22 protein-coding genes are annotated in these 26,441 nt (G+C 63.2%); 7 read left to right on the forward strand and 15 right to left on the reverse strand.

Going from position 1 to position 26,441, the window contains the following annotated elements:
- Positions 1-110: 110 nt before the first annotated feature.
- On the forward strand, positions 111-1,061 hold the full coding sequence (locus tag HZY77_RS12605) for a LysR family transcriptional regulator (protein WP_296635346.1): 951 nt from the start codon (positions 111-113) through the stop codon (positions 1,059-1,061).
- 29 nt (positions 1,062-1,090) lie between these two features.
- On the opposite strand, the gene HZY77_RS12610 is transcribed toward HZY77_RS12605, so the two are convergent.
- From HZY77_RS12610 to HZY77_RS12620, 4 genes are all read right to left on the reverse strand, one after another.
- On the reverse strand, positions 1,091-2,053 hold the full coding sequence (locus tag HZY77_RS12610; protein WP_296815310.1) for a hypothetical protein: 963 nt from the start codon (positions 2,051-2,053) through the stop codon (positions 1,091-1,093).
- A 159-nt stretch (positions 2,054-2,212) separates the two neighbouring features.
- Positions 2,213-2,521: a DUF6671 family protein gene (locus HZY77_RS17865; RefSeq protein ID WP_363153733.1), complete on the reverse strand. Its 309-nt coding sequence runs from the start codon at positions 2,519-2,521 to the stop codon at positions 2,213-2,215.
- Positions 2,522-2,532: 11 nt separating this feature from the next.
- The gene (locus HZY77_RS12615) at positions 2,533-5,013 is read right to left on the reverse strand and encodes a DUF2309 domain-containing protein (RefSeq protein WP_296815313.1); all 2,481 of its coding nucleotides are present in this window, start codon (positions 5,011-5,013) and stop codon (positions 2,533-2,535) included.
- 2 nt (positions 5,014-5,015) lie between these two features.
- Positions 5,016-6,641, reverse strand: a complete 1,626-nt coding sequence (locus HZY77_RS12620; protein WP_296815316.1) for an NADH-quinone oxidoreductase subunit L — start codon at positions 6,639-6,641, stop codon at positions 5,016-5,018.
- Positions 6,642-6,785: 144 nt separating this feature from the next.
- On the opposite strand from HZY77_RS12620, the gene HZY77_RS12625 reads away from it, so the two are divergent.
- On the forward strand, positions 6,786-7,694 hold the full coding sequence (locus HZY77_RS12625; RefSeq protein WP_296815319.1) for a LysR family transcriptional regulator: 909 nt from the start codon (positions 6,786-6,788) through the stop codon (positions 7,692-7,694).
- Between the two features lie 138 nt (positions 7,695-7,832).
- Here HZY77_RS12625 and HZY77_RS12630 read toward each other — a convergent pair whose 3' ends face one another.
- The 6 genes from HZY77_RS12630 to HZY77_RS12655 all read right to left on the reverse strand — a co-directional run bounded on the left by HZY77_RS12630 (position 7,833) and on the right by HZY77_RS12655 (position 14,981).
- The gene (locus HZY77_RS12630; RefSeq protein WP_296815323.1) at positions 7,833-8,144 is read right to left on the reverse strand and encodes a P-II family nitrogen regulator; all 312 of its coding nucleotides are present in this window, start codon (positions 8,142-8,144) and stop codon (positions 7,833-7,835) included.
- Positions 8,141-11,260: a DUF2309 domain-containing protein gene (locus tag HZY77_RS12635; RefSeq protein ID WP_296815326.1), complete on the reverse strand. Its 3,120-nt coding sequence runs from the start codon at positions 11,258-11,260 to the stop codon at positions 8,141-8,143. Before HZY77_RS12635 ends, HZY77_RS12630 begins: the two co-directional genes overlap by 4 nt.
- Positions 11,257-11,538: a hypothetical protein gene (locus tag HZY77_RS12640; RefSeq protein WP_296815329.1), complete on the reverse strand. Its 282-nt coding sequence runs from the start codon at positions 11,536-11,538 to the stop codon at positions 11,257-11,259. The genes HZY77_RS12635 and HZY77_RS12640 overlap by 4 nt, the downstream gene beginning before the upstream one ends.
- A gap of 71 nt (positions 11,539-11,609) precedes the next feature.
- On the reverse strand, positions 11,610-11,996 hold the full coding sequence (locus tag HZY77_RS12645; protein ID WP_296815332.1) for a hypothetical protein: 387 nt from the start codon (positions 11,994-11,996) through the stop codon (positions 11,610-11,612).
- A 1-nt stretch (position 11,997) separates the two neighbouring features.
- Positions 11,998-13,680 carry a proton-conducting transporter membrane subunit gene (locus tag HZY77_RS12650; RefSeq protein WP_296815333.1) on the reverse strand — a complete coding sequence of 561 codons (1,683 nt, stop codon included), beginning with the start codon at positions 13,678-13,680 and terminating at the stop codon, positions 11,998-12,000.
- A gap of 356 nt (positions 13,681-14,036) precedes the next feature.
- Entirely contained in the window at positions 14,037-14,981 is a 945-nt protein-coding gene (locus HZY77_RS12655; protein WP_296815337.1) for a LysR family transcriptional regulator, read from the reverse strand.
- Positions 14,982-15,139: 158 nt separating this feature from the next.
- Here HZY77_RS12655 and HZY77_RS12660 point away from each other — a divergent pair, with 158 nt between their 5' ends.
- The 4 genes from HZY77_RS12660 (at position 15,140) to HZY77_RS12675 (ending at position 20,412) form a co-directional block, all read left to right on the forward strand.
- Positions 15,140-16,561 carry a form I ribulose bisphosphate carboxylase large subunit gene (locus HZY77_RS12660; RefSeq protein ID WP_296815340.1) on the forward strand — a complete coding sequence of 474 codons (1,422 nt, stop codon included), beginning with the start codon at positions 15,140-15,142 and terminating at the stop codon, positions 16,559-16,561.
- A 91-nt stretch (positions 16,562-16,652) separates the two neighbouring features.
- Positions 16,653-17,009, forward strand: coding sequence for a ribulose bisphosphate carboxylase small subunit (locus HZY77_RS12665; protein WP_296815343.1), 357 nt, complete (start codon positions 16,653-16,655; stop codon positions 17,007-17,009).
- 153 nt (positions 17,010-17,162) lie between these two features.
- The gene (locus HZY77_RS12670; RefSeq protein WP_296815346.1) at positions 17,163-17,978 is read left to right on the forward strand and encodes a CbbQ/NirQ/NorQ/GpvN family protein; all 816 of its coding nucleotides are present in this window, start codon (positions 17,163-17,165) and stop codon (positions 17,976-17,978) included.
- A 76-nt stretch (positions 17,979-18,054) separates the two neighbouring features.
- Entirely contained in the window at positions 18,055-20,412 is a 2,358-nt protein-coding gene (locus tag HZY77_RS12675; RefSeq protein ID WP_296815349.1) for a nitric oxide reductase activation protein NorD, read from the forward strand.
- 202 nt (positions 20,413-20,614) lie between these two features.
- Here HZY77_RS12675 and HZY77_RS12680 read toward each other — a convergent pair whose 3' ends face one another.
- Positions 20,615-20,800, reverse strand: coding sequence for a CopG family transcriptional regulator (locus HZY77_RS12680; protein WP_296815352.1), 186 nt, complete (start codon positions 20,798-20,800; stop codon positions 20,615-20,617).
- A 215-nt stretch (positions 20,801-21,015) separates the two neighbouring features.
- Between HZY77_RS12680 and HZY77_RS12685 the strand changes: the two genes are divergently transcribed.
- Positions 21,016-22,131 carry a spermidine synthase gene (locus HZY77_RS12685; RefSeq protein WP_296815355.1) on the forward strand — a complete coding sequence of 372 codons (1,116 nt, stop codon included), beginning with the start codon at positions 21,016-21,018 and terminating at the stop codon, positions 22,129-22,131.
- A gap of 74 nt (positions 22,132-22,205) precedes the next feature.
- On the opposite strand, the gene nuoB is transcribed toward HZY77_RS12685, so the two are convergent.
- The 4 genes from nuoB to HZY77_RS12705 all read right to left on the reverse strand — a co-directional run bounded on the left by nuoB (position 22,206) and on the right by HZY77_RS12705 (position 26,409).
- The gene (gene nuoB / locus HZY77_RS12690) at positions 22,206-22,739 is read right to left on the reverse strand and encodes an NADH-quinone oxidoreductase subunit NuoB (RefSeq protein ID WP_296815358.1); all 534 of its coding nucleotides are present in this window, start codon (positions 22,737-22,739) and stop codon (positions 22,206-22,208) included.
- Between the two features lies 1 nt (position 22,740).
- Entirely contained in the window at positions 22,741-24,288 is a 1,548-nt protein-coding gene (locus HZY77_RS12695; RefSeq protein ID WP_296815361.1) for an NADH-quinone oxidoreductase subunit C, read from the reverse strand.
- Between the two features lies 1 nt (position 24,289).
- Complete coding sequence (locus HZY77_RS12700) at positions 24,290-25,741, reverse strand: hydrogenase 4 subunit F (protein WP_296815364.1); 1,452 nt, start codon at positions 25,739-25,741, stop codon at positions 24,290-24,292.
- Positions 25,708-26,409: a formate hydrogenlyase gene (locus HZY77_RS12705; protein WP_296815367.1), complete on the reverse strand. Its 702-nt coding sequence runs from the start codon at positions 26,407-26,409 to the stop codon at positions 25,708-25,710. Before HZY77_RS12705 ends, HZY77_RS12700 begins: the two co-directional genes overlap by 34 nt.
- Positions 26,410-26,441: the final 32 nt, after the last annotated feature.

The raw sequence follows: 26,441 nt of genomic DNA on the forward strand, positions 1-26,441 counted from the left end.
TAATGCCCTTGTTGCGAACTATAAAAAGTCCGTTGCATAATTAAAAATGAATAATATTTATTGTTGCCATTCACTAACATGAATGGTTAAGTCTACAGAAAGGGAACCGCATGAACGTGACGTTTCGCCAATTGCGCCTGCTGGAAGCCGTGGCGCGGAATTCCAGCTTCACCCGCGCGTCCGAGGAGTTGCATCTGACCCAGCCTGCGGTCTCGACCCAGATCAAGCAGCTCGAAGAGGAAGTCGGGATGCCGCTGTTCGAGCAGATGGGCAAGAAGATCTTTCTCACCGAGGTCGGCAAGGAAGTCTATGCCTTCAGTCGCGCCATTGCCCAGCAGTTCCGCGACATCGAATCCGTACTCGACGACATGAAGGGCGTGAAGCGCGGCACGCTGGCGCTCACCGTCACCAGCACCGGCAAGTACTTCGCCCCCTATCTGCTGGCGGCTTTCCTCAAGCGCTACCCCGGCACCCAGGTGCATCTCGAGGTCACCAACCGCGAGGAGGTCGTGCAGCAGCTGCAGGACAACACGCCGGACATGGCGATCATGGGCACGCCGCCCGACAACATGGAACTGCGGTCCCAGGCCTTCATGCAGAACCCGCTGGTGATCATTGCGCCGCCGGATCATCCGCTCGTCGGCGTGAGTCGTGTGCCGCTTAGTCGCCTGGTCGAGGAAAATTTCATCCTGCGCGAGCGCGGCTCCGGCACGCGCAATGCGGTCGAGCGCTTCTTCCAGCAGCGCGGCGTCAAGCTCAACACCTCGATGGAAATGAGCCGCAACGAGGCGATCAAGCACGCGGTGATGGCCGGACTGGGCCTCGGCATCGTGTCGCTGCACACACTGGAGTTCGAGCTGGCGCTGGGGCGTGTCGCGATCCTCAGTGTCGAGGGCTTCCCGATCATGAAGGAGTGGTACATGGTTCATCGCAATGGCAAACGCATGTCGCCCATTGCACAGGCCTTCCACGAATTCGTGCTGAACGAGGCGGACCGCATCATGAAGCTGCCGCAGCCGAAGCCGGTGACGCGCTCGCACCGGCGCGTCACGCGGTCGTAGACTGGCGAACGAAGGGGGATGGCGGCTGCTCAGCCCGCCCCTGGCGTGCTCGTGCCCAGCCAGAACTCGACACGCTTGTCGAGGAACTCGTTCCACGGCATGTAGTGCGATCCGTCGCAGGAGAATGTCAGGCCGACGATGCCGTTGAATATGTTCAGCGTGCCGGAGCGCAGGTAAATCGTTTCGTCCATGAACCGCAGGTCGCGGAAAGTCTGGAGAATCGCGCGAACCTTCTCCGCCGGAACCACCGCATCGCCTGGGTACTCGCGATGCGGGAAGGCAAGGCAGAGATCGGGATCGGTGAGTTCGGCGATGTTGTGGATGCGGAAGCGGTAGGGATCGTCCAGCAGCCACAGGGTGGCGCGCGAGCTCGAGAAGTGCAGCTTGGCGTGGAACACGCCGTGCACCGTGATCAGTTCGGTGAGCAGGTCCAGTACCTCGTCGATGCGTTCGTCCATCGGGCTCGCGACCCGCGCCTGATGAAACAGTCCGGCGCGAATGGCCGGATCGCCCTTGAGCTGCACCCACTGCTGGGGCTGCTCATACAGCGCCTGGGTCGCGGGCAGCTCGCGCAGGTCGAAGTCGGCGCCGAGATAACCGTGCAGCTCGCCCGACGGCGTGACAATGCGCTGCACGGCTGTCAGCGAGGGGCGGCGCGCGTTGCGGCTGATGTAGGCTTCCGACAGGGAGAATGCACTTCCCGCGAGCGCCTCGGCCATGTACGGCCGGTCGCTGCGGTCGCGGCCGAAATGTTCTGGCAGCAGGCCGCCGCGTGAGGCGTTGGCGGTGAGCTGGTGGGCATGGCCGTCGAGGATGTAGAGATACTTGCAGTACGGCAGCTCGTTCAGCCCCTCCATCAGGCGCTGTTCCAGGGCCTGGCGATCGGGCCAGACCGCGCGACAGCGTTCAGCGAGATGCGAGAGAGGGGACGACAGCCAGTTCTTCAGGATGCTTCGCTGGCGCGCGATGCTCGCTTGCAGGTCGTTTGCCATCACGGGCTCCAAATTCGGGTGGAAAGGGTTTCCCATTGTATGGGGGCACGCGGGGAGCCGGCATCAAGGATTGCAGATGTCGCAGCGCCCGGGGTCGGCATGGCGGGATCCACTGAGCGGATGCGTCTCGCGATGTGCGCACTTCAGACAGCCCTGAACCTAGGCGCGGGTTTCCCGCGTCGGCGCGCCGCAGCCCGCGCACGGCAGTCCCGCGACGCGGTCGACCTGCCAGAAGCCCGGCGTGCCGCAGGCGGGGCACAGCGACGCGAGCCTCGCCGTCAGATCCGCCGCCGCCCAGGCCGATATTCGCCATGCGCGTGGGGTTGACATGGGCGCGGCTGTCGGTCTCGACGAAGGCCAGGCCGTTTTCCGCTTCTGCCGCCGCCCAGGCCAGCGCCGCTTCCAGTTCGGGCCAGGCGTGGATGCCTTTGCGGATGCGCCGGTCGTGCTCGTCGCCGGGGCCGGCATGCTGCCCTGTCTCAGGCCCGCTGCCAGTTCGCGCTGGCCACGCGCCGGTACGCGGCCCCGTCGTCGCCAATCCGGAACAAGTGCAGCCAGCCGTTCTCCACCAGCTGCCGTACCAGGTCGTGGCGCGCGACGATGTCGTCCATGGCCGCTTCCGGCGCCTCGATGAATACGGACAGGCGCAGCGGTTCGTGCACCCAGCGCTTGCCGTCGTGCAGCGATTGCAGCGGCAGGCCCACGCGCAGGTCGCCGCCATTGCCTTCGAGCACGCCGATGGCACCGCCGACGATGTTGTGCAGCACCTTGTTGCCGCTGCCGAAGCGTAGATTGTCGACCACCGAGCCGTAGTACTGCATGTTGATCCAGTTCCCTACCACCATCGGCGCGGTCATGATCAGATCCAGGATCTTGAAGCCCTCGTCCTGCTGCCAGACGTATTCATGCAGGAAGGCGCGGCCGTCCAGGTCCATGCCGGCGGTGCGCAGACGCGGCGCCGCGATGAAGGCGGCGTTGTTGGCCAGGGCCCATTCCGGCCGCACCTGCGACCAGTCGCGGCTGCGCTGGCGCACATCGGCCGCCACGCGATGATCGGGCAGGTTGTCGATGCCGAGCATGGCGGCGCGCTCCATGCGCGCGAGGTCGCCGGCCTGCTCCAGCCACTGGCGCAGCCGGGCGAGGTCCTGGGACAGCGCCTTGGGCACGTCGTCGGTGTCATACAGGCGCAACTCGTCCGTGGTGGTGTCGTGCAGGCCGGCCAGGAACCAGGTGTCCTCCGGAATGTCGATGCCTCGCTCGCGCAGGCCGCGGCGCACCGCTGGGTCGTTCATCAGGGCGGCCACCACGCGGGCGCTGGCCTCGCCGGTCTGGCCGGCGCAGGCGCCGCAGTCCAGGCCGGTGGCGTGCGGGTTGTTCACCGTGGTGCTGCCGTGGCCGGCCAGCAGCACCAGGCGGCCGAAGTTGCCGGTCATGGCCATGGCGCGCAGGATGCGCTCGGCATGGCCGAGCCGATCGTTATGCGGGATGCCCGAGTCGGCGTGATGCGTGCAGCATTGCGCCTGCGACACCGCTTCCAGGGTCGGGCCGATGCGGTCGATGTCCTGCCTGGCGAGGCCCTGGCTGTTGGGATCGGGCACCGGTCGGGTCCAGCCGAAGCTGTCGGTGAGCAGCTTGGGGCCATAGCTCAGGCCGGCGGCCTCGACGAAGGAGAAGCAGGACGAGGCCGACAGCTTGAATCCCTTCCATGCCTTGGACAGGCCGATGCGCTGGCGCCGCTGTTCGAGGAGGCTCATGGCGTCGCCGCCCTTGACCCGGTCATAGATGCGATAGCCGGGATTGAAGATCACCGGCACATGGGTGCGGCCCGCGCTGGCGCCCAGCGGCACGTGCTCGATGAAGATGCCAAAGAATCCGGCGAAGCCGATGGTCTGCACCGCCGGCGCCACGGTTTCCAGCGAGCGGCGGAACACCTCGGAACGCACGTCGATGCNAAAGGCCGCCTGCACCGCCGGTCGCACGGCGGGGGCGGACAGGGCTGGGTTGCCGAGCCCGGCGATCACGCCGCGCTGGAAACCGATCTCCATCGCGTTGAGCAAAATGCGGTCGATTTCGGCCGCGGCCTGGCGCTTGGCGGACGGCGGCCGCATGCTGGCGGCCAGCATCTCGCGCCAGCGCGCGACCAGCGCCGCGCTATTTTTTTCCTTGAACAGCAGCACGTCCCACATCAGACGAATCGCCAGCAGGTCGACGATGGCGTTGTCGCGCTGTCCGGCGAGTTCCGCCTGCCAGCGCAGATAGCGCGCCCACGCTGCCCAGCCGCCGATGCTCAGGAGGGCGGCGTGCAAATAGCGCTCCACCGCCGCGTCAGGCACGCCCAGCTCGATCACGGCCCAGGCGATAGCGGTACGCGGCTCCGCAGGCAATCTGGCGACGGCGGTACGGAAATCACCCAGGCCCATCATCGCCGGACTGCGGTCGATGCTTGCTGCCTTGCGCCAGGCGGCATAGAGGGACAGCGTCCGCCACGGCATGCCCACCATGGCCTGGCCGAGATCGAAATAGGCGGCGCAATGCAGGCTGATGCGCTCGGTGACAAAGCTGGTCCAGATGCCGCCTTCCACGCGGTCGAGCACCTCGCTCACCGAGGCCATGCCCATCTTGGGCTGCGGCGCTTCGGTGGCCAGCGCATGCTCCACCGCGGCCGCGTCGAGCGGGCTGCCGCAGCGTTCGATGGCCTGTTCGATGTCTTCGTGCGTGATGCGGCCGTTCGCGAGCTGCTCCCGGAAGTAGGAGCGCGGCATGTAGAGGCTGCTGCCGGTGATGCGCGCCAGGGTGTCGGAGGCATCCTGGAAGCTGTGGTCGATGAGGCCGAAGAAGGGGTTGACCGCGACGAAGTGCTTCAGCGGCCACAACGGTGCGATGCGTGCGCACGCGGCATCGATGCGGCGGTCGAGTTCGTCCGTGGATTCCTTCGCGAAGATGGCGTCGGTCATGTTCATGGTCAGGCTCCCTGGTTGTGGGCGGGTTGAAGGGGGCGGGCCAGACACGCTGCAACAGCCGNCGTGATGTACACGTCGATGTACAGCCCGTTATAAAGATGCAGGTACAGCGTGTCGCGCAGATTCGAACGTGCGGCCTTGATGAACTGCTGCATCAGCAGCAGACCGACGAAGGCGGCGATGGTCAGCGGCACGAGCACGGCCTGGAACGCACGGGCAGCGTCACGTAGCGGCAGCACACTGCCATGCAGGGCGTGATCGAACAGCGCGTGCAGGATGAAGTAGGCAATGGACACGACCGCACTGAGCCCGACGGCTCGCAGCAGCGCGGCAGCGTTGCCGAGTATGGTCGCGGTCTGCAGCATGAGCTGGCTCACCGCGATGGCGACGATGGTGCCGGCGGCAATGAGGGCGGGCTGCTGCTGCCAGGTCACGCCGAACGCGGCGCCCACGCCCACCGCCATGGCGCCGGCGATGATCAACGCGAGCAGCAACTGGCCGAACTGGAAGCCCTTCGACTCGTAGCGGATGACCGGCGCGCGGAAGGCGTCGACGCCGCTGCCCGAGGCGAGGAAGGCATGGGCCTTGTACAGTGAGTGCGCGACGAGGTGCAGCATGGCCAGGCTGTACAGGCCGAGGCCGCACTCCAACAGCATGAAGCCCATCTGCGCCGTGGTGGACCAGGCGAGCGACACCTTGATGCTGGTCTGTGTCAGCATGACCAGCGAGGCGAGGGTCAGCGTCACCAGACCGATGATGGCCAGCGCGGCCATGGCCGTGCCGGAGTGCGACATGATCGGGCTCATACGGATGACGAGGAAGGCGCCGGCGTTGACGATGCCCGCGTGCAGCAGGGCGGACACCGGCGTGGGCGCTTCCATCACCTGGATCAGCCAGCCGTGGAACGGAAACTGTGCTGACTTGAGCGCCGCGCTCACGACGATCAGCAGGCTCGCGGCCTGCAGTGCCGCGGGCAGCGCGCCGTCCATGGCCGCCATGCGTTCAAAGATCTCGCTGAATTCCAGCGTGTGCAGCGTCGAGCCGATCAGGAAGATCGCCAGCAGCAGGCTCGCATCGCCGATGCGGCTGGCGATGAACTTCTTGTGCGCCGACAACACCGCGGCCGGGCGCTCGCGATAGAACATCAGCAGCTGGTGCAGGCACAGGCTGGTGGCGATCCACGCCAGCGAGAACATCAGCAGGTTGCCGGACACGATCAGGGTCAGGATCGATGCCAGCGTGAGTGTGAGCCACTTGTGAAAATGGCCTTGGTTCGGGTCGCCGTCGAGGTAGTTGCGCGCATAGCGCGACACGATGGCGCCGACGAAGGACACCAGCAGCAGCATGATCACGGTGACGCTGTTGACGTAAGTACCGATGGAGAAGGCGCCGATGTCGCCGGGCAGGGCGATGGAGAACAGCGTCCAGGCGTGAGGTGTGTCGAAGAGGTGTGCGACGGCCGCCACCAGGGCGCCTGCGAACACCAGCCACGCGGCGCTGATATTCATCTGCGCCATCAGGCGCGGTCGGGCGTTGGCGAAGCTGGCCGGCGTGAACCCGACCCNCCAGAGTAGTGCGGGTGCGAACAGGACGAGGGCGGGAATGAACGAACTCAGTGTCGATGGCATGGCCGGGCTCCTTGCTGATTGACAAGTGGAGCGTCTTCTTGACGTCCTGGCGCCGAGTCTAGGGAATACCCTACTAAAACACTAATGAATAGTTGTTATGAAAATGATAGCCTGTAGGCAATATCAAAACGGAGGGATCGTCCCATGATGCATGTCAGCTTGCGCCAGCTGCGGACCTTCGAGGCCGTGGCACGCCTGAAGAATTTCTCGCGCGCGGCGGAGGAACTGCACGTCACGCAGCCGACGGTGTCGAAGCAGATCCGCCTGCTGCATGAGGAAGTCGGGCTGCCGCTGCTGGAGCAGATCGGCAAGAAGATTTTCCTCACCGAGGCCGGCGAGCAGCTCTACGCCACCTGCGCCGACTGGCTGGAGACCTGGGGTTGCTTCGAACAGACCGTCGCCGACCTCAAGGGCATCAAGCAGGGCCGGTTGCGAATCGCCGCGGTGACGACCGCCAAATACTTCATGCCGCGGCTGCTGGGTCCGTTCTGTGCGCAGTACCCGGGCATCGACATCGCGATGGAGGTGGTCAACCGTGACCGCCTGCTGGAACGCCTCGCGCGCAATCAGGACGATCTCTACGTCATGGGCGTGCCGCCGGATGGGCTGGACATCGAGTGCGAGCCATTCCTGGAAAATCCGCTGGTGGTGCTGGCGCCGGCGTCGCATCCTTTGGCGCGACGCAAGCGTATTCCCTTCGCGCATCTGGCCAACGAACCCTTCATCGTGCGCGAACGCGGCTCGGGCACGCGGCTTACCGTCGAGCGCGTGTTTCAGGAACGGGACGTGCCGCTGAAAATCAAGATGGAATTGGGCAGCAACGAGGCGATCAAGCAGGCGGTTGCCGGCGGCCTGGGGCTGGCGCTCTTGTCCCAGAGCACCCTGAGCCTCGATCCCAACCAGACGGAAGTGGCGGTTCTCAATGTCGAGGGTTTCCCGATCAAACGCTACTGGTACGTGGTACGCCCGCGGGACAAGCAGCTATCGGTGGTGGCGAATGCATTTCTGGAATTCCTGCGGACGCATGTGCAATTGCTCAAGCCGAGGAACTAGTCAGCCGGGGCGGATGCTACAGGCCACACGCATCGCCCAGGTTATACGCCGAAGCCGAATGGCGGGACGACGGCCCATCCACGCAGCACAGGATGTCGCTCGCAGGACCCTGCCCCGCGCGTTTTTAGTTCTTGAACTTCACCAATCGGGTGACCTGGATGTCCGAGATGAACACGACGCCGGTGTGTTCGCTGAAAAAGGCGCATAGCCCTCCAGTATGGGTTTCACCAGTTCTTCCGGTACGGCAACGATGATCATGATCAGCACGGCCTCCTCGTTGAACATCAGGTGGCCTTCGTGAAAGCCGTGGCGCCCCTTGCCCGACAGGTTGTTGACGATGGTGTAGCCGCTGACACCCGCCCGATCCAGCAGATCGGTGGCAAATTCCTGATGGGCGCCTTCGAGAATGATCTCCAGTTTCTTGAGGGGACTGAAGTTGAGGTTTTTCATGCTGCGAGCTCCTTGAATTCTTCGCTTGTGTCGGCGGTCCCCATCGTTTGCTGCCGCCAGCCGCCATCTTCGTACAGATGGCATATCCCGGTCTCCGGGTCCACGATGGCCATGCGAACCCAGCCGTTGTAGACAAGATTCTTGACCTGGACGACGCCCTCGATGGCGCGTCTGGCCAGGTCGAAGGGCGCGTCGATGAAGGTCAGCAGACGCATGGGCTCGTGATAGGGCAGGCCGTCCTTGAGGACGGTCTGTGCCGGCAGCCCGGTACGCAGGTCGCTGAGGTTGCCGGTCATGACGCCGAAGCGTCCGGCGACGTTGTGGTAAACCTTGCTGCCGCTGCCGTAATGCTCGTTGTCCACTGTCGAGAAGTAGTGCTCCATGTTGATCCACTGCCCGACCACCAGCGCTCCGGATAGAATGTTTTCGAGAAGACGGCCCTTGGGATCGATGCTGTAGTCATACGACTGCAGGAAGACCCGCCCCTCCATATCCATCTGCTCGGTCAGGTGCCGGCGGCCGATGACACATCCGATGTTGCGCGACAGACCCCACTCCGGACGCACCTGGGACCAGTCCGATGCATTCCTCTGGGCGTTGCGGTATGCCTTCGCCGGATCGATACCGTCGTTCTCCGGCTCCAGCGTCGGCATACGCTCCGCCGCGCTGAGCCGGGTGGCGGATTGCAGGTTGCTGCTGAGCCGGTCGACATAGACCAGATGGCTGGGCGGCAGCAGATCCATGTCGTGTAGCTGGATGCAGTCTGTCGTGGTGTTGTGGAATGCAGGGACGAACCAGGTGTCATCCGGGATGTCGATGCCCTGTCCACGCAGTCCTTCGCGTACCGCCGGCTTGTTGGCGATTTGTGCGAGCACCCGTGCATTGACGATGCCGTGATNTGCGCCGCAGGCGCCGCAATCCAGCGCGGATTCGTAGGGGTTGTTCTCGGACGTGCTGCCATGGCCTACCAGCAACACGAATCGTGAGAACCCTTCGATCAGGCCGATGGAGCGCAATGCCGTGCCGACGAAGTTCAATTGTTCGTCCAACGTAAAGCCGATGCGCCCCAGCCTTTCCATCTGCATCCGCGCATAGCCGCGGTCGATGCGATAGACCGTGCGCAGGCGCGCGATGAAAGCCGACTCGGTATGGGTGTCCAGATTGAAATGGCGTGCGAATTCGGTCGANNACTCGCGATTGCCCAAGGCGGTTTCCCGTAATTCACGAATCATGCCGTCGGTGATCGTCTCCCGTTGCAGGCCCAGTTCCCTCACGATGGCCTTGACGATCAGCGCACGCTGCAGCGAACGGATGATGGAGTCCGCCTGTTCCCGGCTGAGCTTGTCCAGCAACAATCGGCTATCCGATTTGCCCGGATTCAGCCGCTGGCGCCAGCGGCTGTAGGCGAGCGGCGCGAGGCTCTTGCCGAACATGTCGAACCCGAACAGCAAACCGATCGCCTCCACCGTGATGAAGGGCGAAAGCACCGAGGCCTTCAGGTCGTGGACAACCTGTTCCAGCGACGAGACGAAGGCCTGTTCGTCCACGCTGCGCGCGATCGCCAGCTCCAGCACCACGTTCTTGGGACTGGCCACCACCGGGCAGAGATGGGTTTCGCTGCCTTTCTCCAGGCCGATGAAGCTCACCGGTATGCCGAAGAAACCGGCGATACCGAAGGTCTGGCAATCCCCGATCTTTTCGAGATGGCGCCGGATGCGTTCCGAACGCACATCGATGCAGAACATGAGCTGCGCGAACGGCCGCTTTTCGCGTTGCACGGGTCGTGACAGATCCATCCCTTGCCGCAGCCGGTCCATGGTGCGTGCCTCCAGCGCACCCAGCCACATGCGGCCTTCCGCTTGTTCGAAGCGGGCGAGCGTTGAAGTGAGCTTGGCCAGATCATCCGGTCCCAATCGCTGCATGGCATCTGCCATTCCGGCCTTGTCCGCCAGCCTGCGCAATGCGGAGGCAAGCCCTCTTGCTTCGTGTTCGCGCTTGCGCGCCAGGTATTGCGGCAGCACACGCGCAATGCGCGAACCACGCCGCGCCGCGATGGCGTCCTCTACGGCATGCGCCATTTCCGGCAATACATGGCCGCCATGAAACTCGCGTCGCAAATAGGCTTCTGCCGGATGAGCCTCGACGAAACGCGCAAGCCCGGTGAGGGTGTCCGGCACGCTCTTCCGCTGTGCATGCTCGCGCAGAAGCGCAAGTCCCAGCACGAGCCGAATGGCCAGGTAGTCGACCAGATCGGCCGGATAGTGTCGGGACCAGTGGTAGTGCTTGGCGCCGGCGCGCCAGCGGATGAAGCCCGCCCAGCCATGCAGGCGGGTGAGTTCGCAAGCAAAGTGGCTTTTCCAGTCATCCTCGGGGACTTCCAGTGCTTCCATGACATGACTGATGATGCCTTCCGGCGTGTCGTCGGCAGCCAGGATGCGTTTGATGTGCAGCCNCCGGATGAACAAGCGTAGGTTGCGTTGCGCCACCGCGGTCCAGGCGGCGAACAGACCTTTTTCGCGCCCCGGCATCTGCCACACCGACTGCCCCTCATCGAAGAAATCGAGGCAGCTCTTGATCACCAATTCATTCAACGTCGCGCCGATCTCGGTACCGAAAAGCATGTCCACGATGGCGTAGAGCGGGCGACCGGGCGGCATGTCGGCGCCGACCTGCGCCGCCAGTGCGACGTCGTCGATCGTGCGCACCGGCAGGGCAAAACCGGCCAGCGCGGCGTGAACGTCGACGGCGTCGGCGAGCGAAGGCGGCGCGCCGATCGGTTCCTCGATTTCGGTGAGGAGCGTCATCAGCAGGCGGCGCTGGTTGAACCCGGCGATGTCCGGCTGCGTGGCCAGAAAGCGCTCGACCTGATCCTCCAGCGCGGCGAGATCGATCTTGCCCGAGGCCAGATACCGCTGCTGGATCGGGCGCGGCAGGAAGCCGCGCGCATGGAACAGGCGCTCGCCCTCGCCAACCGCCTGTTCGAACGGCAAATGCTCCAGGCCGTAGAGGGGGTTGTGGTGGATGAAGGTCCGCATGGGCCAGAAGAAGGGAATCGGTTCCCCGGCCACGTGAACCGTGGCGCGAATCTTGAGGCGTTGCCCGAGTGAAAGGCTCATAGTCCCCCTCCTGTCGAATAGAGACCGACTGCAATGAAGACGCCGAGCATGCCGGCGAAGGCAAGCGTCGAGACGTGTCCGATGTCGGTGTCGGACTCCATGCGCTCGGCCCCGAAGACGAACCCCTGCAGCAGCTTCGTCGCGGCCCAGCCCCAGGTCAGCCAGATGAATAGGACGGTGATGGCTCCCGCCCAGTCGAGCACATGCAGTACGCGCAGCAGGCCGAAGAAGCCGGGGAAGGGGGTCGCGACCGCAGCCAGCGCCGTCACTGCCAGCACGCCGGACAGGCGCGGCAGATGACCGATGAGGCCGCCCTGCAGGCCCGCGTACGCGGCCCCGAAGCGGCGGGTCAGGGGAGGGCCAGCAATGCCACCAAGGCGTGCGGCAGGCTGAACCAGAAGGCGAACAGATGGAGGTCCACACTATCGGCGCCGGCGGCCGCGAGCGCCCAAGTGAGTGCGAGGCCAGACGTCGCGAGGAGGCCAGCCCACCGCCCCATGTCGCGGACGGTCAGCAGCCGCAGCGCATAGAGACCGGATGTCAGCAGCGCCCAGGGAACGAAGTAGGGCGGGACGGCGTGTGGTGCGAGTTGCAGCAGTCCGATCCCCAACTGGGGCCACAGAAGCAGCAGCGCGCCGCGTGCGACGGGGTGGCGCAACGTCGTCAGTGCGCCGTTGAACACGATGCTCAGCGGGAACAACGGCAGGAACAGCGAAGCGATCAGCAGTAGCGTCATGTCACACCCACCTTGACCACACGTTGAGGCGTCGCGACAGGCCGAGCGTTGCCTGGGTGAGCCAGGCGTACACGTCGGCCACGTAGAACTCGCGCGAGATCAGGGAATAGAAGGCGAGCCGCAGCGGCGATGCATCACTGCCGCGGTGCGCGCGGCCGTTGGCGGCAGCGTAGTAGGTGGCGATCCAGCCGACCACGATGGTGGCTGTGAGGATCATCACCAATACTTCAAAAGTCGCCAATGGAAGGCTGGCTGCCGCATAGATACGCTCGCTCAGCTCTCGATCAGGGTAGAGGAAGAGGTCGAAGCCATGCTCGATCAGCGTATAGCCTGCCACCACGATGATCAGCGACAGAATGATCATCGCCATCAGCCGCCACGGGCTATCCACGCGCAGGCGATAGGTCGCGAACAGGAGTTGGGCACCGGTCACCCAGCCGAAGAACAACAGGATGATCCCGCCCTGCTCCCCGACCGAGTCGCCGCCCATCAGCCAGCGTGACGCGCCGAGCACAAGCAAGGGCACCACCACGGTGATGACGGCAGCCAGCACCCACGGCAGGCGCGGTGCCAGCGGCTTGCGCTCGACCACGAAGGTGTAGACGTCGTCGTGGGGCACGCCGTCGTGCTTGCGCGCGTTGCTGATCACGCTGCCGGCGCCGAGGAACAGCGTGCCCTTGAACAGGCCGTGCGCGATCAGGTGGTAGATCGCGAGGGAGAACGCGCCGACGCCGCATTCCACGAACATGAAGCCCATCTGGCCCATCGTCGAGTAGCCGAGCGCCTTCTTGATGTCGTTCTGGGTGAGCATCAGGATCGAGCCGAGGATGGCCGTGACCAGGCCCACTGCGAACACCAGGTGCAAGACGCCGCCAGCGTGCACGAACACCGGTGCGAAACGGTTGATGATGAAGCCGCCAGCGTTGACGATGCCGGCGTGCATCAGCGCCGACACCGGGGTCGGGCCCTCCATGGTGTAGGGCAGCCAGGTATGCAGTGGAAATTGCGCCGAGCGGGCAAACGCCGCCAGGGCGACCAACAGGGCCACCACGGTGAGCACGGGCATGCCCGCCACCGTGTGCGCATCCGGCGCGGCGGCGATGCGCTCGAACAGCGTTGGCAGCGCCGCGGTGCCATAGGTTTCGTACAGCAGGACCGCAGCCAGTACCAGCGGCAGGTCGCCCAGGCGATAGGTCAGGAAGGTCCAGAAGGCATAGCGCTGGGCCGCGGGGCGCGCGGCGTCGTGGCCGAGCAGGAAGTAGAGCAGCACCCCGATCAGGTGCCATGCCACCAGCAGCGTGACGAGATCGCCCGCAGCGACCATCAGCAGGATGGCCGCGGCCATCAGGTCGAGCAGGATGTAGAAGCGCGCGTAACCGGGTTCCTCTGCCATGTAGCGCACCGAATAGACGTGTACGACCAGGCTGATGCCCGCGACCATCAGGGACATCACGCTGGTCAGCGGGTCGAGATACAGGCTGCCCCAGCCCGGCGCGAACGATGCCCATTGCGGCTGTCCTTCGGTCAGATAGAGCGCGAGCGAGGCCGCGGCGAGCAGGAAGGTGAGCACGCTGAAGCCGACGCTCAGCCGCGCGATACGACGCCGGGATCGATCGGCGAGCAGCGTAATCAACAAGGCCGAGAGCAATGGCGTGGCCGGAAGCAGGACGATGAGCTTGTCCACCGCGTCAGTTCTCCTTGATTCTAGTGTTGTCTTGGTTGGCGCCTGCCGTGAACGCTGCCCGGGTGACCACGATGCGGTGTGAATCAATCCATAAGTTATGGTAGAAGAGCCACCCTAAACATCGATTGCATCATTTATCGCGTTCGCGCGGCGCACTCTGCCAAACTTGGTCAACGAACCCTAATCCACGAGGTACCAGGTCGAATCCTAAATTCGACGATCCATACATAACAGTCTTAAATTTTTATGGGAACCATAAAGTAAATAGAATGATATGCACTGGATACTGGGCGCGTCGCAGGCGGGCGGCGTTCTCGCCGAACTGGTCGCGTTCGACGCGTTGCGGCTAGGTTGTCTTAGCGGCCCGCGTCTTTGGTGCCGGCTGATCGCTTGCCAACCGCCGTCGGTGCCGCCTCCGCGCGGTCGAGTAAGTACTCGAGAAACGCGCGTGCCACGACTGACAGCTGCCGAGTGGCCGGGTAGACGGCATACCAGTGGCGCAGGATCGGGAAGCCTTCGACGTCGAGCACGGCGAACTGCCCGGGCTGGTTGAGCGCGAGGGTGTCTCGGGACAGGGCGGAGATGCCGAGCCCGACGAGGATTGCCTGCTTGATTGCTTCGTTGCTTCCCAGCTCCAGGCGTGGATGGATGTTGAGGCCATGTCCGCTGAACATGCGCTCGATGGCGTTGCGCGTGCCCGAACCCTTCTCCCGCATCAGCCAAGGCTCCGCGGCGATCCGGTCGAGGGNGATCTNTTTCCTGTGCGCCAGCGGATGTTCTGGTGCGGCCAGCACGATGATGGGGTTGTCCATGATGGGCGTGGCGACAACGTCAATGTCCTCCGGCGGCTGGCCGACGAAATAGAGGTCGTCGAGACCGTCGACCATGCTGGCAAGCACCTGCTCCTTGTTGGTGACGCGTAGCGAGACATCAATACCGGGGTAGAGCTTGGAAAATTCGCCCAGCAGGCGCGGCGCAAAGTACGATGCCGTGGTGATTGCCATCAGACTGAGTTGCCCCTGCTTCAAACCCTTGCGCTCGGCGACCGACATGGAGAAACGGTCGAGGGTGCTGAAGATCTCGCGGGTGGCCTGGGCAAGGTGCTGGCCGTCGGNGGTCAGGTGGAGTTTCTTGCCTACCTGCTCGATCAGCGGCACACCAACTGCTTCGGTGAGCTTTTTCATTTGCATCGACACGGTCGGTTGCGTGAGGTAGAGCTCCTCGGAGGCGCGGGTAAAGCTGCCGAGCCGGGCGATGGCCTCGAAAATTTCCAGCTGGCGAAACGTGGTATGGCTGCGCATGGCGTTAACCTGATTTCCTGGTCTTCTCATAGATAATAATCTATTTTTCTAATAGAAAAAATCGACTGTTATTTATGGTTTGCCTCCTGCATGATGCGACCCATCGTGCATGACCACTTCTGGCATGTCCGTAAACCTAACCTTTGCTAGGAGGAATCATGGCTGTTAAGACCTACAACGCCGGTGTTAAAGAATACCGGCAGACTTACTGGACCCCGGATTACACCCCGCTGGACACCGATGTTCTGGCCTGTTTCAAGATCACGCCCCAGCCGGGCATCGACCGTGAAGAAGTCGCCGCTGCCGTGGCCGCCGAATCGTCGACCGGTACCTGGACCACGGTGTGGACCGACCTGCTGACCGACCTGGACTACTACAAGGGCCGTGCCTACCGCATCGAAGACGTGCCCGGCGACGACACCTGCTTCTATGCATTTGTAGCCTATCCGATCGATCTGTTCGAAGAAGGCTCCGTCGTCAACGTGCTGACCTCGCTGGTCGGCAACGTGTTCGGCTTCAAGGCCTTGCGCGCCCTGCGTCTGGAAGACATCCGCTTCCCGATCGCCTACGTCAAGACCTGCGGCGGTCCGCCCGCCGGCATCCAGGTCGAACGCGACCGCATGAACAAGTACGGCCGTCCGCTGCTGGGCTGCACCATCAAGCCGAAACTGGGTCTGTCCGCCAAGAACTACGGCCGTGCGGTGTACGAGTGCCTGCGCGGCGGTCTGGATTTCACCAAGGACGACGAGAACGTCAACAGCCAGCCCTTCATGCGTTGGCGCGACCGTTTCGCCTTCGTGCACGAAGCGACCTTGAAGGCCGAGCGCGAGACCGGCGAGCGCAAAGGTCACTACCTGAACGTGACCGCGCCGACCCCGGAAGAGATGTACAAGCGTGCCGAGTTCGCCAAGGAAATCGGCGCACCGATCATCATGCACGACTACCTGACCGGCGGCCTGACGGCCAACACGGGCCTGGCCAACTGGTGTCGCAACAACGGCATGCTGCTGCACATTCACCGCGCCATGCACGCCGTGCTCGACCGCAACCCGCACCACGGTATCCACTTCCGCGTGCTGACCAAGGTGCTGCGCCTGTCGGGTGGTGACCACCTGCACTCCGGCACCGTCGTGGGCAAGCTGGAAGGTGACCGCGAAGCGACCCTGGGCTGGATCGACACCATGCGTGACGGCTTCATTGCCGAAGACCGTTCGCGCGGCCTGTTCTTCGACCAGGACTGGGGTTCGATGCCCGGCGTGATCCCGGTTGCGTCCGGCGGTATCCACGTGTGGCACATGCCTGCACTGGTCTCCATCTTCGGTGATGACTCCGTGCTGCAGTTCGGTGGTGGTACGCTCGGCCACCCCTGGGGTAACGCCGCTGGCGCCGCCGCCAACCGCGTCGCGCTGGAAGCCTGTGTGGAAGCCCGCAACCAGGGCCGTGCCATCGANAAAGAAGGCAAGGACATCCTGACCGCTGCCGCCGCGCACAGCCCCGAACTGAAGATCGCCATGGAAACGTGGAAAGAAATCAAGTTCGAGTTCGACACCGTCGACAAGCTGGACGTCGCGCACAAGTAAACCGGTGAGGCGTGAAGGGGAGGGGTGAAGCGCATGCACACCTTCCTCACCCCTTACCCCTTACCCCTGACTTTTACCGAAAGGATATGAAATGTCTGAAGTGATGGATTACAAAAGCCGTCTGAGCGATCCCGCCAGCCGCAAATTCGAGACCTTCTCCTACCTGCCCGCCATGACTGCGGACAACATCAAGAAGCAGGTCGAGTACCTGGTGAANAAAGGCTGGAACCCGGCCATCGAGCACACCGAGCCCGAGCATATGATGGACTCCTACTGGTACATGTGGAAGCTGCCGATGTTCGGTGAAACCGACGTCTCTCGCGTGCTGGCTGAAGCTGAAGCCTGCCACAAGGCCAACCCCAACAACCACGTCCGTCTGATTGGCTACGACAACTTCTCGCAAAGCCAGGGCGCGTCGATGGTGATCTTCCGCGGCAAGACTGTTTAAGCGGCGGCAAGGCTGTCACACCCGGCCCCCGCTGCCCGATCCGAAGCCCTGAAGTGGGCGCAGGGTCGGTGCCCGGGGCTTTTTATCTGTCGTAAATCCAGAGGCTGCACGCTGAGCGGCCTGCGTATTTGCGATCCCTTACATGGAGCTGTCATGAGCAATATCGTCGACCAGTACCGCGTTACCCAGGAACCCTATTACCGTCCGGTTGCGGACGAAGTCGAATTGTATGAGGCCGCCTATTCGGTGCGCATGCCGATGATGCTCAAGGGTCCTACCGGCTGCGGCAAGACGCGCTTCGTCGAATATATGGCCTACAAGCTCGGCAAGCCGCTGATCACCGTGGCGTGCAACGAGGACATGACGGCGTCCGACCTGGTTGGCCGCTTCCTGCTGTCCGCCTCCGGCACCGAGTGGCAGGACGGACCCCTCGCCATCGCCGCCCGCCATGGCGCGATCTGCTACCTCGACGAAGTTGTCGAAGCGCGCCAGGACACCACCGTGGTGATCCATCCGCTGACCGACAACCGTCGCGTGCTGCCGCTGGANAAGAAGGGCGAGCTGGTGCACGCCCACCCCGATTTCCAGATTGTGATTTCCTACAACCCCGGCTACCAGTCGCTGATGAAAGATCTCAAGCAGTCGACCAAGCAGCGTTTCGGCGGCCTCGATTTCACGTATCCCGAGCACGGCATCGAAACCGAGATCGTCGCGCACGAGTCCGGCGTCAATGCAGACATCGCCGCCAAGCTGGTGTCGATCGCCGAGCGCAGCCGCAACCTCAAGGGCCACGGCCTTGATGAAGGCCTGTCGACCCGCATGCTGATCTACGCCGGGTCGCTGATCGCCAAGGGCGTCAACCCGCTGGCCGCTTGCCGCGTCGCCCTGGTCCGCCCGATCACGGACGATCCCGACATGCGCGATGCGCTCGACGCGGCCGTGTCCACGTTCTTTGATGGGGAGCGGTAAGCGGTGAGCAGCGAGCGGAAAATCGCCGACCCCGCCCTTCACCGCTCACTGCTAACCGCTTACTGCTCACCAAACCATGTCGATCAAACTCGAAGACTACGCTGAACTGCTGGAAGACCTGTCGCCGCACACGCGCGATACGTTGAATGCGACCTGGCACGAGGCCACCAAGGTGTTCTCGCCGCGTGGGCTGGACAACTACCTGAAGGGTGTGTCGGCCATCCGCGGGCTGGGGCGAGGCGACGATCTGGTCGAAACCTGGATCGAGCAGGCGCCGCTGGTGGCCAAGGAAGTGGGCGAGGATGTGGTGGCCGACCTCGCCACCGCCGCGCTGGTGCTGGCGTCGAAAACCTCGGGCGCGGTGATCGAGCTGCTGCTCGCCAGTGCGCCCACCGCCGCCAACCGGCTCGGGGACGCCGACCTCTTCCTCAAGTATCTGCAGTTTCTCAATACCCTCATCGCGCAGGCGCCGCGCGGCGTGCGGCCGATGCTCGACAAGCTGGAAGTGCTGTTCCAGCACCTGACGTTGGGCGGCCTGCGTCGCTGGGCGCTGTGGGGCGCGCACGCGCATCGCACCAACTACGAAGAGCAGATCAGGTACTTTGGCCTCGAGTCGAAGGAGTCGCTGGCGATGCTGCAGAAGGAGCGCAAGGGCACGCTTCTGGTCGACGTGCAGCGCCGCATCAACATGTATTTGAGGGCGCTGTGGGCACGTGACTTTTTCATGCGGCCGACCTCGGGCGACTTCGAATCGCGCGAAGGTTACCGGCCCTACATCGCCGACTATCTGCTGCATGTGCCCGACGCCGTCGATGACTTCGCGATCGANGGGCAGGAGCCGGTGTCCGGTCTCGAACTCTATCGCGCGACCGCCGCACACTGCGCCGCGCACGTCGTGGAAACGAAGGAACCGATTTCGGCCGAAGCACTGAACCCGATGCAGATGGCGGTGATTTCGGTGATCGAGGACGCGCGGGTAGAAGCCCTATCGATCCGCCGCTTCCCNGGCCTGAAGCAGCTCTGGAGCAGGCTGCACGTCGCCACGCCGGAAATGAATGCGAGCGTCGGCGATTATCTCAACCGCCTGGCCCGCGCGCTGCTGGACGAAACCTACCAGGATAACGATCCGTGGATCGCCGAGGGCCGCGTGCTGTTTGCCGCAGTGCAGGACCGCCTCGGCGACAACCAGATTTCGTGGGAAATCGGCGTCCAACTCGCGCACAATCTGACCGAGAANAAAATCCCGTTCAACCCGCGCACCGACATCCTCGCCGCGCCTTACCGCGACGACAATCGCTATTTCTGGGAATTCGAGGAATTCGATTTCGACAAGGCTGCGGGCGCCGGCTACGAGAGCGTCAAGCAGGTTCGCAAGAACGTCAGCGTGATGGAGATGGTCAACGCGATCGACGTCGAAACCGCGGGCGACGATGCGGAGGAGATCTGGGTACTCAGCACCGAGCTCTTCCCTTACGAGAACATCGGTGACGAGAGCCACGGCAAGAGCTTCAACGAGATGGAAGGCAAGGAGCCGGTGTCCGATCCTTTCCACTATTCGGAATGGGACTACCAGATCCAGCTGGAGCGTCCGGCCTGGGCCACAGTGCTGGAGAAGCGCGCCAAATCGGGCGATCTGCAGGTGATCGACGACATTACCGCCAAGTACAAGCGCGAAATCCATCGCATGAAATTCCTGCTCGACGCAATGCAGCCGCAGGGCGTGCAGCGCATCCGCAAGCTCGAAGACGGCGACGAGATCGACATCAACGCGGCGATCGCGAGCTTCATCGACATCCGGCTGGGCAACCAGCCCGACCCGCGCATCATGATGCGCAGCGTCCGGAAAACGCGTGACTTCTCGATTCTTGTGCTGCTCGACCTGTCCGAATCGACCAATGAGTTGGTGCAGGACCAGGAATACAGCGTGCTTGATCTGACGCGGCAGGCCTGCGTGCTACTGGCCGATGCGATCGACAAGGTCGGCGACCCGTTTGCCATCCATGGCTTCTGTTCGGACGGTCGTCACGATGTCGAATACACTCGCTTCAAGGACTTCGACCAGCACTGGAACGAGGTGCCCAAGGCCAAACTCGCGGGCATGACGGGCCAGTTGTCGACCCGCATGGGTGCGGCGATCCGCCACGCTGGCCATCATCTGAAGCTGCAGCGCTCGGCGAAGAAGCTGCTGATCGTGATCACCGACGGTGAACCGGCCGACATCGACGTGCGCGATCCGCAGTATCTGCGCTACGACACCAAGAAGGCGGTCGAGGAAGTGGCGCGCAACGGCGTCACCACCTACTGCATGAGCCTCGATCCGCGCGCCGATAATTATGTGTCGCGCATCTTCGGGCAGAAGAACTATATGGTGGTCGACCACGTGCAGCGGCTGCCGGAAAAACTGCCGCTGCTGTACGCGGGTCTGACGCGCTAAAGCCAGGATCTTGGAAGCAGCCTGCGGACACGTCTGTCGGCGACCGTGCACCCTATACGGGTAATGATGGGCAACGGCCATGCGGAGCGCAGGTGACGCGGGGTTGCCGATCCGTTCGAACCGGGGCGCCCGGGACTTAGAGCGCCGGCATTTCGCCTTTCCAATATTTAAAGAGCGGCTGTCTTGCCGTTCTTGTTTACGTTCACTTCGATGGGTTTCCTGCCTTGGCGGCAGGCCCGGTCAACCATTCGGGCAGTTCTCGCGGGCCCGCGTGATCGATGATGTACTGGCGCATCAATTTGCGAATGACTTGCGACGACGTGAGGTCTTGTTGCGTACAGATGTCCTCGAAAATTTCCTNTTTGAGCGGATCGATCAGGATGGTCATCCTGGCGGTACGGTTTTCCATAGCGGGACTCGTGATGGGCGGGGTAGGGATAATATGATAATTGTATTATCATGAGAATGTCATCTGATGATGTGATTTGATCGATCGCGCTTTTTGCCATGCGTAATTGGCAGACACGTTTATAGGTCTTCGTCATTCTTGTCCCATTCCGCTTCCGCCATCGCCACCCCCAAGAGTCGCCCCCGCTGCTGGAGTTGCCCGGCAAGGTGGCGGGCGAACCGGTCAAGGTGTGCGTACTCGAATCGCCGCAGAGCGATCCTGTGAGACTCTACGAGCAGATTCTGGACGGGCGTTACGCCAGGCCTTTCATCATCGACGACGGCGAGACACGGCAACTGCTGTTTAATCTGGATTTCATCCAGAGCTCCATGCGCATCGATGATCCTTTCGCCCTGGATATCGCCTATACCCGCAAGATGATGGCTTTTCTGCTGTTCGCGCCGAATCCGGGCCATGTGTTGCTGGTCGGGTTGGGTGGTGGGTCGCTGGCCAAGTTCTGCCACCGCCATCTGCCCCACACACGCTTGACCGTGGTCGAGTTGAACCCCGACGTCATCGCGTTGCGCCAGGCGTTCGGCGTACCCGACGATGAACGCCTGGCGATCGTTCAGGCCGATGCAGCCGCGTATCTCCCCGAGGCCGAAGGCGATACCGACGTACTGTTGCTGGATGGCTTCGACGCCCGAGGCATCGCCCCGACGTTTCTCAGTCGCACCTTCTATCAGGCGGCACGTAACCGACTCCGCCCTGGCGGACTGCTTGTCGCCAACTTCGCCGGGCCCCGGAAATACTGGTCCAGACACCTGGCCTTGTTGAGCGAAGTCTTCCAAGGGCATGTGCATTTGGGGACGGTCCCTGGCGGCGACAACCATATTGCCTGTGCATGTGCCGGACCGGCCTGCCCCCTCGATTGGGGACAGCTGGAAAAACGGGCGAGTGCGCTTGCCGATCGGATCCCACTCGATTTTTCAGCAATCGTTACCAGCTTGCGCGANGGNGCTGACTTGCCCTGGGCAAAGCAGGCTGCCTGCTCCAAGGTCTCGTCACTCATGAAATCAGGTACCTCAGATATGCAGAAAATCCACCAATACCTGAAAAGTCGCGGCGAGCAGTTCGACGCCGAGATCGCCGCGGCAACCCGAATCCCGCTGGAAGACGTTCGACTTCATCTGGCCGAATTGTCGAAAAGAGGGGACGTCATCGCGTGTCACTCCACGCGCTTCATCAAGGGCAAGAAAAGCGAAGGGATGCTGTATCGGATCTCGGGATATATCCCGACCGCCAGCCCCGGCAGGAAACCCAAAGCCTAGACCGGCCAAGCGAATACGGGCGACCCCGGCAGGGACGGCACGATGATGGCTGGGCCTGCCTGTAGGACGTTTCCCTAGCCGCTTGCGTTGGACGTGTCCTTGCTGACGGCAGCCAGGATGCCTTGCAGCAGCGCGGTCGGGGTAGGGGNGCAACCCGGCACTTCGGCGTCGACGGGAATGACGTTGGATATCTTTCCGCACGACGCGTAGCTCTCGCCGAACATCCCGCCGGTGCAGGCGCACTCGCCCATGGCCACGACCCACTTGGGATCCGGTATGGCGTCGTAGGCGCGTTTCAACGCGGCTTCCATGTGGCGCGAAACCGGGCCGGTCACCAGCAGTACATCGACGTGCCGGGGACTGGCGGAGAACTTCACGCCCAGGCCATCGATGTTGTAGTGCGGACCGTTGAGCGCATGAATTTCCAGTTCGCAGCCGTTGCAGGAGCCGGCGTCGACGTGGCGGATCGCCACCGCCTGGCCGAACACCTTGAGGATTTCCGCCTGCAGTGCCTGCTCGCGCGTGCGCAGGGCGGGGTNGGCCTGGGGCGCCGGTTCGGAGACGAAGCCGGTCTTGAGGATCTTCCGGAGGATCAGATACGAAGCCATCTTATAAATCCGGTCCGCTGTAGGAGAGGTTGAAGGATTTGTTGATGAGCGGGAAGTCGGGCACGATGTTGCCCAGCACGCCCATTTCCACCAGCGGCCAGTTCTGCCAGGACGGATCGTGCGGATGCACGCTGTCGAGCGTGCCGTCGGCCGCAATCCTGACTGCCACCACCACCTCGCCGCGCCAGCCTTCCACCCAGCCCAGACCTTCGCATGCAGCTTGCGCTGGTTGGAGTGGCGTGTGTATGCCGCCCGCTGGCAGGCGCTTGAGGATGTCGCGGATCAATCGCAGGGATTCGTACACCTCGGCAAAGCGCACTTCCACGCGCGCCAGCACATCGCCGCGGCGCTGGGTCGCCATGTTCACGTCCAGTCGGTCATAGGGGGCCTGTGGAAATTGCGTACGCACATCCCAGGTCTGGGCGCTGGCGCGACCGGCCAGCCCGGTCAAACCCAGTTGCGCGGCCAGCTCGGGTTTGCAGATGCCGGTGTCGGCAAAGCGGTCCTGCAGGGTGGCATGCTCGTCATAGATGATCTTGAGCTCACGTACTTCGGCCTCGATGCGGCGGGCCAGGGCGTCGAGTTCGGCACACCCTGCGGCGTCGATATCCGTGGCCACGCCGCCCGGCGTGATGCAATCGAACAGATAGCGGTGGCCGAACAGTTTGATGCTCATCCGCAGCCAGTCTTCTTTCAGGCGCCAGAACTGCACGAAGCCGAACGCAAGCGCCACGTCGTTGCCCAGGTAGCCGAGATCGCCCAGATGGTTGGCGATGCGTTCGATTTCCAGGAACAGGGCGCGCAGCCACAACGCCCGTTCGGGTACCGTGCTGGCGGTCGCCATCTCGACGGCCATGCAATAGGCCCAGGCATAGGCGCTGTGCGAATCGCCGGACACGCGCCCGGCGAGCCTGGCGCCGGTGACGAGTTCCATGCCTTCGAAACGTTNTTCGATGCCCTTGTGGGCGTAGCCCAGGCGCGCTTCCAGCTTGAGGATACGGTCGCCAATGATGGAGAAGCGGAAATGTCCGGGCTCGATGGTCCCGGCGTGGATGGGACCGACTGCGATTTCGTGGACGCCATCGCCCTGCACGTAAATGAAAGGATAGGCGTCGGCCTCCGGGAGCGGTGAGCGGCGAGCGGCGAGCGACGNAAATCCTTGCGCAGGGAATTCGCTTGCGGCCCAGGCGTTGTGGCGCAGCCATTTGCGCTCGTCCACCGCATCGGTGGCAGTGATGCCGAGCAGATCGAAGGCCGCACGCTGCATGCGGTCGGCTTGCGGGAAGATATGCGCGAGATCGGGATAGGCGGGCGCCTCCGCCGGCAGGACGCAACTCACCCAGGCCAACCNCCGGCCCGTGAGCAGGGCGACATGAATACTGAAGCCGCCGTTCAGGTGACGGTCGTCCGAACCCCACAGTGCGACGAGCTGTCCGCCTTCATCCTTGACCGCGCGCGACAGCGCGAGCAATTGCCCGGTTTCCATACTGCCGCGCCAGATGTGCGGGCCGATGGAGTCGAGACGCCACTCGTGATCGCCGATTTTCATCTCAGCCTCCCAGCAGATGGGCCGCCTGCCTGTACCAGGCGGCGAGATATGGCGGGATGAACAGGCCCAGCATCAACACCAGCCCCAGATGCAGGAACACCGGTGTCTGCGCGGGCTGGTAAGGCAGCTTCGGCAGCTCGGTTTCGCCGAACACCATGGGCTGCACCTTGCCGAAGATGGCTGCGAAGGCCACGCCCAGCGCCAGCAGCAGGAAAGNCGTGGCCCAGGNGTGCTCGTGCATGGCGGTGGTGATGATGAGGAATTCGCTGGCGAACACGCCGAACGGCGGCATGCCGAGGATGGCGACGGTGCCGAGCATCAGACCCCAGCCGAGGGTGGGATTGGTCTTGATGAGGCCGCGGATGTCGTCCATCAATTGCGTGCCGGTTTNTTGCGTGGCGTGGCCGACGGCAAAGAAGATGGCGGACTTGGTGAGCGAATGCATGGTCATGTGCAGCAGGCCGGCAAAGTTCGCCACTGCGCCGCCCATGCCGAAAGCGAACGTGATCAGCCCCATGTGTTCGATGGAGGAGTAGGCGAACATGCGCTTGACGTCGGTCTGACGCACGATCAGGAATGCCGCCAGCACGACGGAAAGCAAACCGAAGCCCATCATCAGCGTACCCGCCATGTCGTTGCCGAGCGCACCGTCCACCAGCACCTTGGAGCGCATCACCGCATACAGTGCGACGTTGAGCAGCAGACCGGAGAGCACGGCGGACACCGGCGTCGGGCCCTCGGCGTGAGCATCCGGCAGCCAGCTGTGCAGCGGCGCCAGACCAACTTTCGTCCCGTAGCCGACCAGCAGGAAAACAAAGGCCAGCGACAGCACCGTGGGCTCGAGCTGGGCCTTCACGCCGTTCAGGTGCGTCCACAACAGCGCGTTACCGCCCGAACCCAGTACTTTCTCCGCCGCGAAATAGAGCAGGATGGTGCCGAACAGCGCCAGCGCGATGCCTACGCCACACAGGATGAAATATTTCCAGGCCGCTTCCAGCGAGGCCGGGGTGCGATACAGCGAGACCAGCAGCACGGTGGCGAGCGTCGCGGCCTCCATCGCCACCCACAGGATGCCCATGTTGTTGGTGGTCAGCGCCAGCAGCATGGCCCCGATGAAGATCTGGTAGCTGCTGTGATACAGGCGCAGGCGCGTGGCGTTGAGGCGGCCGTGTTCCTGTTCGATGCGCATGTAGGGACGCGAGAACAGGGCGGTGGTAAAAGCGACGAAGGCGGTCAGCGCAACCAGGAACACATTGAACGAATCGATGAAAAACCAGCCGTTGCCCACCATCATCGGACCCGCCTCGACGATGCGCACAGTCAGTAGTGCCGCCATCGCCAGTGTGAGCAGGCTGAAGAGCGCGTTGATCTCCGGCGCGTTGCGCCGGTAGCCCCANNGCGCCAGGAAAATGCCGCCTGTCAGCGGAATGCCGAGTAGCCAGAACAGTTCCATGACCTATTTTCCTTGAGCTTTTCCATGTGCTTCAGATCCAGCGAGTCGAACGTCTCGCGGATCTGGAAGATGAAGATGCCGAGCACGAACACGCCGACCAGCACGTCCAGGGCCACGCCCAGTTCCACCACCAGGGGCATGCCGTAGGTCGCGCTGGTGGCGGCGAAGAACAGGCCGTTTTCCATGGACAGGAAACCGATCACCTGCGGGATGGCCTTGGTGCGCGTGATCATCATGAGGAAGGCGAGCAGCACGCAGGCCATGGCGATACCCAGGGTCGAGCGTGTCACCGTGCCGGACATTTCCGAGATGGGTAGCGCCAGGTTGAAGGCGAAGATCACCAGCACGATGCCGATCAGCATCGTGGTCGGGATGTTGATCATCGGCTCCACGACCCGGTTCACGTTCAGCTTTTTCACCAAGTGGTAGAAGTACCAAGGCATGGCGATCACCTTGAGCCCCAAAGTCATGGCCGCCGAGTAATACAGGTGGTGCTGGCCGGTGGACCAGGCGACGATGGCCGTGGACAAGGCCAGCGCCGCACCCTGCCAGGCGAACAGGGTCACCAGGCCGACGACGCGACGCTGCGACAACATGGCGAACGAGATCAGCAGCAGCAGGGCCGCAAGCAGGTTGACGATCTGAAGATGGTAGGCCAATACCGTCATGATGTTTTCCACCCGGCGTTCAATGTGCGAAT

It is taken from the genome of Thiobacillus sp. (genome assembly GCF_013693775.1).
Classification (GTDB): domain Bacteria; phylum Pseudomonadota; class Gammaproteobacteria; order Burkholderiales; family Thiobacillaceae; genus Thiobacillus.

What these genes read in the sequence shown, in the direction of transcription:
- HZY77_RS12625 (WP_296815319.1), top strand. Translation starts at nt 6,786, where the DNA reads ATGATGCATGTCAGCTTGCGCCAGCTGCGGACCTTCGAGGCCGTGGCA.
- HZY77_RS12705 (WP_296815367.1), bottom strand. Translation starts at nt 26,409, where the DNA reads ATGACGGTATTGGCCTACCATCTTCAGATCGTCAACCTGCTTGCGGCC.
- HZY77_RS12605 (WP_296635346.1), top strand. Translation starts at nt 111, where the DNA reads ATGAACGTGACGTTTCGCCAATTGCGCCTGCTGGAAGCCGTGGCGCGG.
- HZY77_RS12630 (WP_296815323.1), bottom strand. Translation starts at nt 8,144, where the DNA reads ATGAAAAACCTCAACTTCAGTCCCCTCAAGAAACTGGAGATCATTCTC.
- HZY77_RS17865 (WP_363153733.1), bottom strand. Translation starts at nt 2,521, where the DNA reads ATGCCGGCCCCGGCGACGAGCACGACCGGCGCATCCGCAAAGGCATCC.
- HZY77_RS12610 (WP_296815310.1), bottom strand. Translation starts at nt 2,053, where the DNA reads ATGGCAAACGACCTGCAAGCGAGCATCGCGCGCCAGCGAAGCATCCTG.
- HZY77_RS12645 (WP_296815332.1), bottom strand. Translation starts at nt 11,996, where the DNA reads ATGACGCTACTGCTGATCGCTTCGCTGTTCCTGCCGTTGTTCCCGCTG.